Genomic DNA, 14,841 nt, shown 5'->3' with positions numbered 1-14,841 from the left:
GTTAATAAAAAACGGGAGAATGGTTAATGACAGAACTAATTGTAGGATTAGCCGGTAACCCAAATGTAGGGAAAACCACTGTCTTCAATCAATTAACTGGTATGCGACAACATGTCGGTAACTGGCCTGGAAAAACAGTTGAAAGAGCTGAAGGCCATTTCACACATGGAAGCTACGACTACGATGTCATCGATTTACCAGGTAATTATGCATTGAGTGCTCATTCCATGGAAGAAATCGTGTCAAGGGATTTCATTGTAGATGATGACTCAGATGTGATTGTCAACATAGTGGACGCCGCTAATCTGGAACGTAATTTATACTTAACAGTGCAAATGATGGAATTAGGTGCCAATTTAGTAATGGGACTTAACATGAACGATTTTGCAAAGAAAAAGGATCACATCATTAACATTGATTTGATGAGTGAACTTCTTGGTTTTCCGGTAATTGAAATCAATGCTAAAACCGGTGACGGATTTGAAAAGCTATTGTCAACTGTGGAAAAGCAATCTAAAAATCCACTGGACACCAGTCAAAAATTATCATACGGAAATGATATAAAAGGACATTTGTCTCAAATTCAAGAAATCATTGAGAAAGACAAGAATTTAATGGATGTCCCTTCAGTCTGGACCGCAATCAAATTATTGGAAAGGGACACAATCGTAATAGAAAAAGTTCAACAATCCAGTTATGGATCCCAAATTTTAGTTGAAGTTGATAAGGTAAGCAAACATTTACATGATGTTTATAAAGAAGGTCCGGAAGAAGTTATTGCAAATGCAAGATATGCATTTATCGACGGTTTAATGGCCGAAGCAGTTAAAAAGCCAACCGTTGAAAAGGAAACCACAACAGATAAAATCGATAAGATTGTCACCAACAGATTATTAGCCCCATTCATATTCTTAATCATAATGTGGGTAATGTTCCAACTGACATTCACAATCGGAGCTCCTTTCCAGGACATGATTGACGAAGCATTTGGATCTTTAGCAGAATTTGTTGCAGGATATATTGCAAACGAATATCTAGCATCATTCATCTGTGACGGTATCATCGGAGGAGTAGGTGGAGTTCTCACTTTCTTGCCTATCATTATTCTGATGTTTTTATTCTTAAGCATATTGGAAGACTGCGGATATCTTGCAAGGGCAGCATTTACCTTAGACAAACTGATGCACAAAATTGTTGGACTTCACGGTAAGGCATTCATCCCTATGATTTTAGGATTCGGTTGTGGCGTACCTGCAATCATGGCAACAAGAACCATGGAAAACGAAGGAGACCGTATGCTTGCAATGATGCTCGTTCCATTCATGTCCTGTACTGCAAGACTGCCGATTTATGCTATTTTTATTGCAGCATTCTTTTCCAACAACGAAGGAACAATGCTGCTTGCGATTTATGTATTAGGAATTGTTGTGGCACTTATTGTTGCAGCTATCCTTAAAAGAACCATGTTTAAAGGATTATCCACACCATTCGTAATGGAATTGCCGACATATAAAATTCCATCAATAAAAGGTGTTTTATTACACACTTGGGAAAAAGTAAAAGGATTCTTAAGAAAAGCAGGTACTATCATTCTTGCATGTTCAATTGTCTTATGGGCTTTAAGCATATTCCCATTAGGAGTGGAATACGGATCAGCCAACAGCGTATTAGGTATGATCGGTTCAGTCATTGCTCCAATCTTTGCTCCATTAGGATTTGGAACATGGCAAGCAGCTGTAGCAATCATTGCAGGATTAGCTGCTAAAGAAGTAGTAGTAGCAACATTCGGTACATTAGCCGGTATGGAAGAAGATGACGAGGAAGGAATTACCAAATTGGTACACGACACATTCACTCCATTATCAGCATTTTCATTCATGGCATTCACATTGCTCTACACTCCATGTTTCGCAGCAATTGGTGCAATCAAACAGGAAACCAACAGTTACAAATGGGCATTGACCATGTGTGGTATCACATTGGTAACTGCTTATATCGTTTCATTCCTGATTTACAATATTGGTTTACTTGCAGGATTCGGATAGTGAATTAAAGGATTTAAAAGTCCAAAATGACGATTAGATTTTTCTAATTGTCATTCTTAATTTTATTGGAAGGTGATTAAAAATGACAAGAACTTTAAAAGAAGTAAAACCTGGCGAAACAGTAAAACTGGTAAAATACCATGATACTGGAGACATAGGTTTAAGAAGACACTTATTAGGTATGGGTTTTGTTAAAGGCGCAGAAATTACCGTTAAAAAGGTTGCCACCTTAGGAGATCCAATTGAAATGAGTGTAAAAGGATATGATGTTTGCCTTAGAAAAGAAGAGGCTGAAAACATCGAAGTAGAATAAATTCAATTTTTTATTTAATGAGTGTTTACTATGAAATGCCGTATGTGTGGCTTTGAATTTGATGAAAAAGACTTGAAAAACAGGGGTTGTGTTGGCTGCGGAAAACATGGCCACTGCAATCAGGTTCATTGTCCCAACTGTGGATTTGGCAATCATCCAGAACTCGAAGAGGAATTTGAATTTATAAACAAAATCAAAAATAGACTTAAAATAAGAAAAAAAGATACAAATTATTTATAAAGAGAGGTTATTAAAATGAAACGTGGAGAATTTTTTGATAAATGTTACGAACATAAACATGCATTGATTTTCGCAGCAGGAGTTGCAACTGCAATTATTGGTAAAAAAGCATTGGAATCCAAAACCGTGAAAGATGCAGCAACCAGAGGAATGGCATCAGTAATGTCCGCTAAAAAAGATGCTGAAGAGTGTTTTCAGGACATGAGAGAAAATGCAGAAGACATTGTAGTTGATGCACACAAAGAAGACAAAAAAGAAATTTTCGTAGAATCAAAAGAATAGACTTATTTTTTCAAGGTATAAAAAAATGAAATATCAAGTAATGTATGATAACGGACCTCGTCTACGAGTTCGTTCAGGCCAATGGGCCTTCACCAAAAGGGAAGGCTATGGTCTTGCTTCATTACTTTTAAATCAGAGTTTTATCCATGAGGTATTAACTTCCCATAGAAACGGAAGTATCTTAATATATCATGATGGAGATGTTGAAAGCAAACAAAAGATTTTCAACATTTTAGACGGCATCACATTAGATGATCTCTTTGAAGCAGAACCTACTCAGGCTCAAAGTTCAAGAGAAATCACTGACGACTTCTATTTAAAATTATCAAAAATGATTTTACATAGATTCGTTTATAGAATATTTTTACCGATACCAGTAAGAAATGCATTAACAATTTTTAATGCAGCAGAATACATTTGGAAAGGTTTAGACAGCCTGACCAGCTTTAGGGTTGATGTTGCACTGCTGGATGGTACAGCAGTAACCGGCGCGCTGCTTCAAAAACAGTATAAGCCCGCTAGTTCAATGATGTTCTTATTGTCAATCTCCGACGCACTTGAAGACTACACATTGCAGAAAGCCAAAAGCACACTTAAGGACAGTTTGGCTTTAAACATTGATACTGTATGGGTAGTAGGAGAAGACGGTGAAGAAAAACAGTGCCCAGCCGTTGATATTGACAAGGGCGATAAAATCAAAGTCCATATGGGCGATGTGATACCCGTTGATGGAAAAGTAATCGAAGGAGAAGGAATGGTTAATGAAGCTTCAATGACTGGAGAACCATTGGCCGTTCATAAAAGACCTGGAAAAACCGTACATGCAGGAACCGTTATAGAGGAAGGAAATCTGATTGTCGAAGTTTATTCAATGAATAAAGAGACAAGATTGAACAAGATTATTGACCTGATTGAGAATTCCGAAGAGCTTAAAGCAGATACACAAAGCAAGGCTGAAAAGCTCGCCGATTCAATCGTGCCATACAGCTTCATTGCAACCGCACTGACCTATCTGATTACAGGTAATTCATCAAAAGCATTATCCGTATTGATGGTTGACTTTTCATGTGCCATCAAGCTTACAACACCATTGTCAATCATATCTGCAATGCGTGAAGCATCAGACAACAGAATGATGATAAAAGGTGGAAAGTTCCTGGAAAACTATGCAAATGCGGACACAATCATATTCGACAAGACAGGAACCCTGACAAACGCAACTCCAAAAGTGGTTGAAGTGGTTCCTATGTCCAAACGATACAACCGTGACGAAATCCTAAGGATGGCAGCATGCATTGAGGAACATTTCGCCCACAGCATTGCCACAGCCATCGTAAAACAGGCCAAAGAAGAAGGCCTGAAGCATGAAGAGGACCACAGTGAAGTAGAATACATTGTAGCGCATGGTATTGTAACGGAATATGATGGAAAACGTGTAGTTATCGGATCAAAACACTTCCTATTTGATGATGAAAAGGTAAAAGCAACCAAGACCCAAGAGAAAAAGATGGATAAAGAAGCTGCAGAGCATTCTGTGGTTTATCTAGCCATTGATGGAAAGCTTGAAGGCTTGATTTGCATTGACGATCCGGTACGTGATGAAGCAAAATATGTCATTGAAGAACTTAAGGATTTAGGCATTGAAAATGTCATAATGCTTACTGGAGACAGTGAAAGCGGTGCAAAAGCCAGCGCCAAAGCATTGGGCATTACCGATTACAAATCACAAGTGCTTCCTGAAGACAAATCAAGAATCGTTGAAGAATTAAAACAGGACGGAAAAACAGTGATAATGGTTGGAGACGGAATTAACGATTCACCAGCCCTTGCAGCTGCAGACGTGTCCGTTTCAATGAAGCATTCATCCGATATTGCCAGAGAGGTTGCAGACATATCACTGCTCTCAGATGATTTGTATGACCTTGTGACACTTAGAAAATTAAGTGTGGGAATGTTGGATAAAATCAACAACAATTACCGCAACATTGTTGCAGTAAACGGCAGTCTCCTTGTTTTAGGAGTTTTAGGAGTGATTCCTCCATCAACATCATCCATGATACACAATCTGTCTACGATGTTGTTCGGAGTGATGAGCACCAGGTCCGTTTTAAAAGATGAAGACTATTCAAAGGGTATAGAAGTGGAGGCCATTGAAGTGGCCGATATTTCTTAATCCTTTTCTTTTTTTTAAATTAAATATCCGTTAGGATATGATTATTTTAGCAAATTATACATGAATTAATTATTAAGAAGGCATTGTTAATGAGTACAATTATTGAATTCAAAAATGTTGATAAGATTTATAAATCTGGAGACCACATTTTAAAAGCCATGGATAACGTCAACTTCACAATTGATGAGGGTGAATTCGTAGTGATTTTAGGACCATCCGGTGCAGGCAAATCAACACTTTTAAACCTTCTGGGAGGCCTTGATACAGTTACTTCAGGCCATATTGTTGTCAATGGCGAACCTGTGGAGGAATTTGATGATAATGAACTTACCCAATACAGGGCAAATAACGTGGGATTCATTTTCCAGTTTTATAACCTGATTCCAAACCTGACAGCTCTTGAAAACGTTGAACTGATGAAAGACATTGTGGACGTTGACATAAATGGACTTAATGTTTTGGACTCAGTTGGGCTTAAAGACCATGCAGACCAGTTTCCTGCACAATTATCCGGAGGAGAACAGCAAAGAGTATCGATTGCAAGAGCAGTGGCCAAACAGCCTACAATGCTTTTATGTGATGAACCAACAGGAGCGCTTGACTCAAAAACAGGTGTTCTGATTCTGAATTTGCTTCAGGACATGAGCAACAGCAAAGGAACTACCGTCATTATTGTTACACACAATGCAATATTGGCCGAAGCAGCCAATAAAGTTATTAGAATTAAAAATGGTCAAATTGAAAGTATCACAGTTAATGAAAATCCAAAAAAGGTCACAGATTTGGAATGGTGAGCATATGCTTAAAAAAAAGATGATAAGAGACATTCGAAAGCATAAAACCCAATTTCTGTCAATTTTTTTAATGGCATTTTTAGGCGTTTTTGTCTTTGCAGGTGTCGGAGGCGAATCAGTCGGTCTTGAAGTCAATGTTGATAAGTTCTACGATGACACCAATCTGGCTGACGGTTGGATCTATTCAAATTACATTAACGAGTTATTTTTAGACCAGGTAAACTGTTTGGGTGCAACCACTCAAATGGAAAGGCAACTGGTCGTGGATTCCGTTGCAAACTTTTCAAATGACCCCGAAATTACGCTGCATTTTGTAGAGAACAACACAATATCCAAATTCTATCTGATTGAAGGTGAACCGCTAGACATCAATGACAAGGACAGCGTATGGCTGGACAAAAGCTTTGCAGATGCAAAGGGCCTGAAGGTGGGCGACAAAATAACATTCAAATTTGAAAACTACACCCTTGAAAAGGAGATAAAGGGAATCGGATATTCACCTGAATACGTATATCATGCTTCACAATCATCAGTAATCCCTGATTTTTCGAAATTGGGCTTTGCTTATATGTCCCATAAGGCATTTCCGGAAGATACCGTTCCATACAATGTTTTGGATGTTAAGTTTGACGGAACAGCCGAAAACTACAATGACATATTGTCCTATCATATGGACGGCTATTACAGTTCTTTTGTGGAAAAGTCAGAGCACAGTAGCGTATCCCAATTTTCAGAGGAAATGGACCAGCACCAAATGATGGCGGGAATTTTCCCAGTCGTGTTCATATTGATTGCAATGCTGATTCTGTTAACAACAATGACAAGGATAATTACACATCAGAGAACTCAAATTGGAATTTTAAAGGCATGCGGATTTAAGGACAAGACCATAATCATTCATTATATTTCATATGGTTTCTGGCTGGTTTTAATCGGTTCAATCCTAGGATTGGTAATTGGTCCGATGACATTGCCTAAGCTGTTCTATCCGTCAATGATCTCCACTTACATATTGCCGTCATGGAATCCTGCATGGAGCATGAACTTTGTCTATGTTGCAATTGCAATGATTTTAATGTCCGTCCTGGTTTCATACTATGCTGTCAAAAGCATTTTTAATGAAAAACCTGCAGACACCATAAGGCCAAAGGCTCCTAAAGTGTCATCATCAGGCATAATCGAAAAATTAGGATTTTTCAAGCATCTATCATTCAATACACGTTGGAATTATCGTGATGCAAAAAGAAATAAGATCAGAGCACTTATGACAATTATTGGAGTGATAGGCTGCACCGCACTTTTAGTATCTGCATTCGGAATGTATGACGGAATGAATGATTTGAAGGAATGGGAATTCAATCAGATAAACCATTATGATTCAAAACTGGTTATTGATGATGAGGCAAGCATTTCACAAATCGATGACGTGGCAGATGAGGTCAATGGTGATAAAATAATGGAATCCGCCATTGAAATCGAATCGGATACAAGTAAAAAGTCAGGTTCACTATTGGTTCTAAACCATACAGACTTGATTACTCCAACCGATTATGATTGGAATAAAATCAAAATTGAAGACGATGAGGTTTCAATTTCACAAAAAATGGCTGACATGCTGGGAGTTGATGTTGGCGATACCGTAAAATGGCACGTTATGGGTTCCAACAAATGGATTAAAACCAAAATTGATAAAATTCATTCAGATCCGACTTCACAAGGGTTCATAATGTCTGCCGACAAATTAGAGGATTTGGACTTGAACTACACAACAACAAGCATCGTAACAGCCAAGCATGTCGATAAGAACTATACCGCAATCAAGACAACCAGCTCAATAAAGGACATGACCTCAAGCTGGGACGAGCTGACAGAGGCTATGTGGCTTTTGATATACATCCTGATATTTTTCGCATCACTTCTTGCCGTTGTGGTGCTGTATAATCTGGGACTTCTGTCATTTACAGAAATCGAACGTGAAATAGCTACTCTTAAGGTTTTGGGCTTTAAAACAAAAGCCTTGAGGAAGTTGCTTTTAACACAAAACCTATGGTTTACAACTATCGGATATATATTGGGAATTCCAGTTGGGTATTACATATTAAAAATCATGTGGGATTCATCAGGAGACTCATTTTATATTCTACCTTCAATAACCCTTACAAATTTAATAATAACTGCCGCAATAACATTTTCATTATCGATTATTGTTAACCTGATGTTTTCACGTAAAATTAAAAAATTGGATATGGTTGAATCACTTAAAAGTGCAGAATAGTTAAAGCTATTCTCACTTTCCTAGTGAAAAAATATAGTTTTTACCGGCTTTGTCAAATTCCCCTTACATTAAACTTATATATTTATTTTTCAAATAGTTACTTGATTAATAATAGTAGGTTGTCCATGAGATACATTAACAAAAATGATGTGTTAATTATAGCCAGAAATTCAGGCATGCTTATGATTGGGATTGGAGTAGTGTGTTTGATTCCAATTATTATCGACTTATTTTATTTAGAGTTTAATATAGCAGGCTATCTCATACCGGGATTAATATCAATTATCACCGGCCTAATTTCCTTAAAGGTCCTGGACAAATACACTGTTAACAATATGCGCCTAAAGCATGGTATGATCATATCTGCCCTGTCATGGCTGTGGGCAAGCATTATCTGCGGTTTGGTACTGTACCTGATAACCGGCATAAGCCTAGTGGACAGTGTTTTTGAAAGCATGTCCGCTTTGACCGGAAGTGGGATTACAATATATGCTGACGTGGAAGTCCTGCCTAATGGAATACTGTTTTTTAGGGCATTACAACAATGGATTGGCGGTTTGGGAATTATTGTTTTGATACTGTTCTTTCTGGCCCAGCCAGGATCCTCATCATATAAATTATATAGGTCTGAAGCCCGTGAAGACCAAATCAGACCTTCAACAGTAGCCACACTCAAAGAAACCTTCAAAATCTATTTAATTTATACCGGCCTTGGAATTGTTCTATACACCCTTGCGGGAATGCCACTTTTTGATTCAATCTGCAATACCTTCTGCATTATCTCAACAGGAGGAATGAGCGTGAAAAATGCAAACATAGGATATTACAATGATTATATTATTTATTTCATTACCATGCTCCTGATGATACTGGGCGCTACAAGCTTTTTGGTTCATTTCAACATTATTAAATCAAGAGGAAAATCATTGATTGAAGATTTGCAGTTTAAAGTAATGCTTTCGCTAATAGCTATTTCAACTCTATTAATCTATTTCACATCCACCATCATTCCAATGGACATGTTGTTTACTGTAGTTTCCGCCATCACAACAACCGGAGCAAGCATTCCGAATTCAACTGTAATGGGAGCATGGCCGCCATTCGCAATATTTATCATAATGATGCTGATGCTTATCGGAGGTTCTACCGGGTCTACAGTAGGTGCAATCAAATTAATGCGCGTAATCACATTTTCAAAAGGAATCTATAAAAATCTGCGCGAAATAATATCTCCAAGAGGCGCAGTTGTTCCAATAGACCGTTCCAATAAAAAGATTACTGACAAATTAGCGGAACAAAGTGGAAACTATATAACCCTTTATTTCTTATGCATTCTGATTTCATGGTCTTTATTGTGCTTATATGGTCATGACCCATTTAATTCATTGTTTTTCACATTTTCCATGCAAGGTAATATCGGCCTAGAAATCGGACAGCTTTCCCAAACAATCGAATGGCCTTTAAAAATCATCGGCATATTTAATATGTGGACTGGAAGATTGGAAATCTATCCTGTATTGATTACCATAAGGGCACTGCTTGAAGTCTTTAAAAGATAATAGATAATATGAAATTCAAAAAAGCCTGTTTTTCTTAATCCCAATAGTAGTTTACAGTTGATATCCATTAAAAAAATATTTAAATTCGAAACTTAAAAATAACAATTATATAAAAAAAATTTGGGATTGACATGGATTTAATTAAAGAATATAATGAAAATGAATTGACAATTACCGTCAAAGATAAGATTGATACAGTAACTGCTCCTGACTTTGAAAATGAAATTATGGATGAAATGGGCAATTTTAATTCATTAATTGTCGATCTCACCGATTTAAAATATATTTCAAGTGCAGGTTTAAGAGTTCTGGTTGCTACTGAAAAAAAATTAAAACCTGAAGGGATTCCATTTGTCATTAAAATTAATGAGACAATAGAGGAAATCCTGGTAATGTCAGGTTTCGATAAAATATTGAACATAGAAAAATAGCATATTTCAAACGCTAATTTTTCATTTTTCTTTTTTTTTGATTTTGCATTTTTAATAGCCAAATGGAAATTATTTATAATATTTCCAATAAATATTCTATCATGGGTTTGTTAAGTATTGTGGTTCCGTGTTTTAATGAGGAAGAGACAGTTGAAATCTTTCTAAAAGAAATTCAAAAAACACTGAATGATTATGATTATGAGATTATATATGTTAATGACGGATCTAGCGATGATACTCTAAATAAAATTAAAGAACTGGCCGATTCCAATTCAAACGTTAAGTACATCTCATTTTCAAGAAATTTCGGTAAAGAATCCGCAATATATGCCGGATTAAAGAATGCTTCAGGAGATTTGATTTGTCTCATGGATGTTGATTTGCAACACCCTCCAAGTTTACTTCCGGAAATGATTGACACAATCACAAATGAGGATTATGACGTTGTCGCCGCAAGAAGAGTCTCAAGAGAGGGCGAACCGAAAATTAAATCATTTTTCTCGCATAAATTTTATAAAGTATTTAATAGAATTACCAAAATGGACCTGGTAGAAGGTGCAACAGACTATCGTGTAATGACAAGACAGGTTACAGACTCAGTATTGCAATTGCAAGAATATAACCGCTTTTCCAAAGGTTTGTTTGATTGGGTTGGCTTCAATACCAAATGGATTCCCTATGAAAACATTGAACGGGCCGCAGGCCAAACCACCTGGTCATTCTGGGGATTGATTGAGTATTCTATAGAGGGACTTGTAGCATTTACAACACTGCCCCTGTCAATTTCCATATTATTGGGCACCGTCTTTTCAATAGTCGCATTTTTATACATGATAGTCATTATAATCAGATACCTGCTTTATTCCGACCCTGTTCAGGGTTTTGCCACAATAATGTGTTCCATTCTCCTATTGGGAGGAATACAGTTACTGTGCATTGGAGTTTTAAGCAAATATTTGGAAAAGACATATGTTGAGACTAAAAATCGGCCGATTTATATAGTTAAGGAATCAAATATCGGTGATGACTAAATGAAATACATTAAAATAGACAGAGAACTTGTTTTATATGTTGTTTTTGGAGCTTTTACCTTCTTTGTAAACATTATCGTTTATTTCTTTTTTGAAGATGTATTGGGAGTCAATTATCTCATCTCCAACATTATCGCCTGGTTCTTTTCCGTGCTCTTTGCATACATCACCAATAGAATCTGGGTATTTGAAAGTAAAAGTCCTGACATCCTAAAGGAGATGTCACTGTTTTTCGGAGGAAGAATATTTTCAGGAGTGGTCGATACCGCCTTGATGTATCTTTTCATTGATGTATTGACAATTGGAGACACAATCTCAAAAATCGTTGTCCAAATCATTGTAATTGTCCTGAATTACATATTTTCAAAACTTATAGTTTTCAAAGACTGAATTTTAGACATTGCAATCTTAAAAACATGTTTGAAAGCATTTGCATTGATTTTTTAATTTTTTAAGTGAAAGTATCCGCTTACATGAAAAAAACTTTATATATTGCCACAAACAATTGTAATATAGTATATTAATGAAAAATTGAGGTATTGAAATGAAAATGCATAAAATTTGTCCAAGATGCGGTTCTAGAAATGTTGACTGGATCATCCCTCAGAATTGGTCACAATGCGTTTGCAGAGACTGCGATTATACCGGTCCAATCATTGAAGGAAACGATGAATTAGCTGAAGAAATTCATGAATCCTATCTGGAATCCTTAAAAAACGAATGAACTTTATCCAGAGGTGTTTAAGATGTTAAGCCTTAACAATAAAAAACACGCAACCGAAGAAATAAGAAATCCTCCAAGCGACGATTCCTATTCCATGATACGTGCATTATATGGAAAAAACAATGAGATAGGCGCCAATACATTATCTCTCACAATACTGGATTTGATTAATCAAAATCAAATCAAATGCGATATTGATTTGGAGGATTCCTATGAACTGGGTAAAAAATTAACTTCCGAGGATATGGAAGTCATGAAAAAGATAACCCTCAGAATTGCAAATAAGGGTGAATTGAAAACCTCTGAAACATCAGCAATTAACCTGCTTAAAAACATGAACAAGAACAAAAAGTTCAACCTGAAATCAATGGCAAAACAAAGCAATAACACTTCAGTTGCCAACAAATTTGAAAAAGACCTTGCGGAGTTTGCCAAAGCGATTAGAAATGAAAACGGATATGACGGTAAAAATTATAGGGACATTCTGGAAAACGGCAAATTGACAGGAAAAGGAAAAGAACTCAAAAATGAATGGAAAGAGTTCCAGGATTATTTGAAATCCGAGGATTTGTGCAAAAAATACCCTCCGGAATCCGTGGATGAAAATTCAGCACAGATACTCTATGCTTCATGCTTCGATATTGAAAAGGATGCATTGAAAATTAGAGAAAACAACAGCCAATTGACCGATTTCATTGACAAAGACGGATATAAGTTACTGAACATAATCTTCAACAATGCACTATTGAATGTGAGTGAAAAAAGAAAAGGTGATGGAATATTTTACGGCGTGAATGATAAATATACCATTCCTGGCGGAGGATAGCTTTCTAAAATGTCTAGTTGAATGTTTCATATTTTAACTAGACACTTCCTAATTTTTTAAATGCCGAAAAAAGGTGATTTTCATAAGCATATTGGACTTTTCATACTGAAATCACACTATTTTATTTTAAAAATTCTTGAGTGTTGACAAAAATTACAACCATCCCCCAAAAAAGAGTAATGAATAATTTTTCAGTTATTTGAAAAATGTTAAATATTATACAACACCTAAATTTATATAACAGATACTTTTTACAGAAAATAAAAACAATATATAGGTTGTTAAGATCATGTTAATGAATGAGGAAACAAAATTAAATAAAAATCATTACCGAATTTTTGCTTTAAGCTGGGCGGGATGGGTTTTTGATTTCTATGACCTTGTCCTATTTACCTTTTTAGTGACACAACTTCAATCCAGCTTACATTTTTCAGCTGAAATGCTTTCTTTATGTTTAGGATTGTCATTATTTGCCACAGGTTTTGGTGGAATTATATTTGGAGCATTGGGAGATCAATACGGTCGTAAAAAGGTACTGCAATGGACGATCATTATTTATTCGATTGGAACCCTATTGTGTGCATTTACATGGGACTTCTATTCACTTCTAATATTCAGATTCATCACAGGATTGGGTGTTGGTGGAGAATGGGCTACCGGCCAGACTTACATCAATGAAACATTCCCCGACAACTTAAGAGCCAAATTTGGAGCTTTCATGCAATCCGGTGCACCGGTTGGAGTTATTTTAGCTTCAATAGTTGGAGGAGTAGTCTCCCCGGTCATCGGCTGGAGAATGACTTTTCTAATTTCAATTATTCCTGCCTTTACCGTGATCATAATAAGGAGATATCTTAATGAATCCGACGTTTGGCTTCAAAACAAGGACAAATACGTTAACAAGAACATTCTGAAGGAGTTTCGTGAATTAATTAAAGCAGAACACAGAAAAATATTCCTGATATCATTGATATTATGCATTTTCGGAATGTCCGCATATTGGTACACCTATTCATGGTTGCCAACTTATCTTGAGCAGGAAAGAGGTTTGGCATTGCTCAGCACAACATTTGGAGTTATCCTAATTCAATGTGGTGATTTTACAGGATATACCACTTTCGGTTTTGTAGCTGAAAAACTCGGAAGACGTCCCGCATTTACCATATACAGTTTCATAATGGCAATGGGAATATCCATGATAACAATTTTCTGGAATCAAATTGTCCAAATTCCTGATTTGCTATATGTATTCATGTTCCTGACAGGTTTTGGAACAGGATTCTTTGGCGGATTCGGAGCATTATTCTCAGAACTGTTCCCAACAAAAATCAGAAATACCGCTGTTGGAACAGTATTCAACCTTGCACGTGGAGCACAATTCATAACTCCTGTAATCATAACCACCGTTGCAACATACTTTGATTTAAGTTACGGCATAGCCATTGCGGCATTATTTGCTTTGCTTGTGGGTATATGGATTTGGACATTCCCTGAAACCAAAGGAACAGTCATTAATGACTTAGATTAAAGACAAAAAAGTAGATGAGAAATCATCTGCTTACCTTTAATTTTTTTTATCCGACTATTTTTTAAAAAAAAAACAAACAAATCGGCCAATAGTTAATTGCAAAATTATGAAATTTCTCATTGATTAAAAATGAAGTTTAGACACAAAACGTCAATCTAATCATAGCTAAATTAACATTAACGCAAGCATCATTTGATTTTGAAGTTTTGCCAAATAGGAATATACATCAAAGAATTGAATTATATTATTTTTTCCAATTATACTCGTGATGCAATGAGTTGGAAATGACTGCCAATATTTAACAGTTAATTTGAACCACCCCACCCTAAAAGAGGGTGGGGATTCCTGAATTTTTTTCACTTAATAATGGTTAATTTAAGTATTTTTTCAGGCTATCCCCGTTGAACCAGCGGTTTAGAATATTAATTGCTGCGTTTGTGTCCCTATCAAGTGTCTTTCCGCATTTTTGACATTTCCAGTTGCGTGTTTTGACTTTTAACTCTTTGTTTATGTGTCCGCAGTGGTGGCATGTTCGGCTTGTGTTGTGTGGTTTTACGAATTGTACGCCGTCTGTTTCGGGTTTGTAGAGTTGGAATTTGTCTTTTAGTCTTTTTATGAAT

The 14,841-nt window shown here is 36.3% G+C and carries 15 protein-coding genes; 14 read left to right on the top strand and 1 reads right to left on the bottom strand.

Annotated elements, in window-relative coordinates; translation table 11 throughout:
- The first annotated feature begins 26 nt into the window (after positions 1–26).
- The 14 genes from feoB (at position 27) to E7Z79_RS05090 (ending at position 14,221) form a co-directional block, all read left to right on the top strand.
- Entirely contained in the window at positions 27–2,045 is a 2,019-nt protein-coding gene (feoB, locus tag E7Z79_RS05155; RefSeq protein WP_303738905.1) for a ferrous iron transport protein B, read from the top strand.
- An 82-nt stretch (positions 2,046–2,127) separates the two neighbouring features.
- Positions 2,128–2,358, top strand: a complete 231-nt coding sequence (locus E7Z79_RS05150; protein ID WP_296784374.1) for a FeoA family protein — start codon at positions 2,128–2,130, stop codon at positions 2,356–2,358.
- A gap of 30 nt (positions 2,359–2,388) precedes the next feature.
- Positions 2,389–2,598, top strand: a complete 210-nt coding sequence (locus E7Z79_RS05145; protein ID WP_303738904.1) for a hypothetical protein — start codon at positions 2,389–2,391, stop codon at positions 2,596–2,598.
- 15 nt (positions 2,599–2,613) lie between these two features.
- The gene (locus E7Z79_RS05140; protein ID WP_303738903.1) at positions 2,614–2,880 is read left to right on the top strand and encodes a DUF6110 family protein; all 267 of its coding nucleotides are present in this window, start codon (positions 2,614–2,616) and stop codon (positions 2,878–2,880) included.
- Between the two features lie 25 nt (positions 2,881–2,905).
- Complete coding sequence (locus tag E7Z79_RS05135; RefSeq protein ID WP_303738902.1) at positions 2,906–5,053, top strand: heavy metal translocating P-type ATPase; 2,148 nt, start codon at positions 2,906–2,908, stop codon at positions 5,051–5,053.
- Between the two features lie 89 nt (positions 5,054–5,142).
- Positions 5,143–5,847: an ABC transporter ATP-binding protein gene (locus E7Z79_RS05130; RefSeq protein ID WP_303738901.1), complete on the top strand. Its 705-nt coding sequence runs from the start codon at positions 5,143–5,145 to the stop codon at positions 5,845–5,847.
- A 4-nt stretch (positions 5,848–5,851) separates the two neighbouring features.
- Entirely contained in the window at positions 5,852–8,122 is a 2,271-nt protein-coding gene (locus tag E7Z79_RS05125; protein WP_303738900.1) for an ABC transporter permease, read from the top strand.
- Between the two features lie 125 nt (positions 8,123–8,247).
- Entirely contained in the window at positions 8,248–9,681 is a 1,434-nt protein-coding gene (locus E7Z79_RS05120) for a TrkH family potassium uptake protein (RefSeq protein WP_303738899.1), read from the top strand.
- Between the two features lie 131 nt (positions 9,682–9,812).
- Entirely contained in the window at positions 9,813–10,112 is a 300-nt protein-coding gene (locus E7Z79_RS05115; RefSeq protein WP_303738898.1) for an STAS domain-containing protein, read from the top strand.
- A 101-nt stretch (positions 10,113–10,213) separates the two neighbouring features.
- Complete coding sequence (locus tag E7Z79_RS05110) at positions 10,214–11,143, top strand: glycosyltransferase family 2 protein (RefSeq protein WP_303738897.1); 930 nt, start codon at positions 10,214–10,216, stop codon at positions 11,141–11,143.
- On the top strand, positions 11,144–11,533 hold the full coding sequence (locus tag E7Z79_RS05105) for a GtrA family protein (protein ID WP_303738896.1): 390 nt from the start codon (positions 11,144–11,146) through the stop codon (positions 11,531–11,533).
- A gap of 154 nt (positions 11,534–11,687) precedes the next feature.
- Positions 11,688–11,867, top strand: coding sequence for a hypothetical protein (locus tag E7Z79_RS05100; protein ID WP_303738895.1), 180 nt, complete (start codon positions 11,688–11,690; stop codon positions 11,865–11,867).
- Between the two features lie 22 nt (positions 11,868–11,889).
- The gene (locus tag E7Z79_RS05095; protein ID WP_303738894.1) at positions 11,890–12,693 is read left to right on the top strand and encodes a hypothetical protein; all 804 of its coding nucleotides are present in this window, start codon (positions 11,890–11,892) and stop codon (positions 12,691–12,693) included.
- Positions 12,694–12,988: 295 nt separating this feature from the next.
- Positions 12,989–14,221, top strand: coding sequence for an MFS transporter (locus tag E7Z79_RS05090; RefSeq protein ID WP_303738893.1), 1,233 nt, complete (start codon positions 12,989–12,991; stop codon positions 14,219–14,221).
- Positions 14,222–14,591: 370 nt separating this feature from the next.
- Here the strand turns inward: E7Z79_RS05090 and E7Z79_RS05085 are convergent.
- A partial coding sequence (locus E7Z79_RS05085; RefSeq protein ID WP_303738892.1) for a zinc ribbon domain-containing protein occupies positions 14,592–14,841 on the bottom strand: 250 nt, incomplete at its 5' end.

Source organism: Methanobrevibacter thaueri, assembly GCF_015062905.1.
Classification (GTDB): domain Archaea; phylum Methanobacteriota; class Methanobacteria; order Methanobacteriales; family Methanobacteriaceae; genus Methanocatella; species Methanocatella thaueri_A.
Note: the sequence above shows the minus strand (reverse complement) of the source record. Positions and strands in the feature narration are given on the sequence as shown.

Bases quoted from the DNA above. Each gene is read 5' to 3' on its own strand.
- feoB (WP_303738905.1), top strand. From the start codon at position 27: ATGACAGAACTAATTGTAGGATTAGCCGGTAACCCAAATGTAGGGAAA.
- E7Z79_RS05150 (WP_296784374.1), top strand. From the start codon at position 2,128: ATGACAAGAACTTTAAAAGAAGTAAAACCTGGCGAAACAGTAAAACTG.
- E7Z79_RS05145 (WP_303738904.1), top strand. From the start codon at position 2,389: ATGAAATGCCGTATGTGTGGCTTTGAATTTGATGAAAAAGACTTGAAA.
- E7Z79_RS05140 (WP_303738903.1), top strand. From the start codon at position 2,614: ATGAAACGTGGAGAATTTTTTGATAAATGTTACGAACATAAACATGCA.
- E7Z79_RS05135 (WP_303738902.1), top strand. From the start codon at position 2,906: ATGAAATATCAAGTAATGTATGATAACGGACCTCGTCTACGAGTTCGT.
- E7Z79_RS05130 (WP_303738901.1), top strand. From the start codon at position 5,143: ATGAGTACAATTATTGAATTCAAAAATGTTGATAAGATTTATAAATCT.
- E7Z79_RS05125 (WP_303738900.1), top strand. From the start codon at position 5,852: ATGCTTAAAAAAAAGATGATAAGAGACATTCGAAAGCATAAAACCCAA.
- E7Z79_RS05120 (WP_303738899.1), top strand. From the start codon at position 8,248: ATGAGATACATTAACAAAAATGATGTGTTAATTATAGCCAGAAATTCA.
- E7Z79_RS05115 (WP_303738898.1), top strand. From the start codon at position 9,813: ATGGATTTAATTAAAGAATATAATGAAAATGAATTGACAATTACCGTC.
- E7Z79_RS05110 (WP_303738897.1), top strand. From the start codon at position 10,214: ATGGGTTTGTTAAGTATTGTGGTTCCGTGTTTTAATGAGGAAGAGACA.
- E7Z79_RS05105 (WP_303738896.1), top strand. From the start codon at position 11,144: ATGAAATACATTAAAATAGACAGAGAACTTGTTTTATATGTTGTTTTT.
- E7Z79_RS05100 (WP_303738895.1), top strand. From the start codon at position 11,688: ATGAAAATGCATAAAATTTGTCCAAGATGCGGTTCTAGAAATGTTGAC.
- E7Z79_RS05095 (WP_303738894.1), top strand. From the start codon at position 11,890: ATGTTAAGCCTTAACAATAAAAAACACGCAACCGAAGAAATAAGAAAT.
- E7Z79_RS05090 (WP_303738893.1), top strand. From the start codon at position 12,989: ATGAATGAGGAAACAAAATTAAATAAAAATCATTACCGAATTTTTGCT.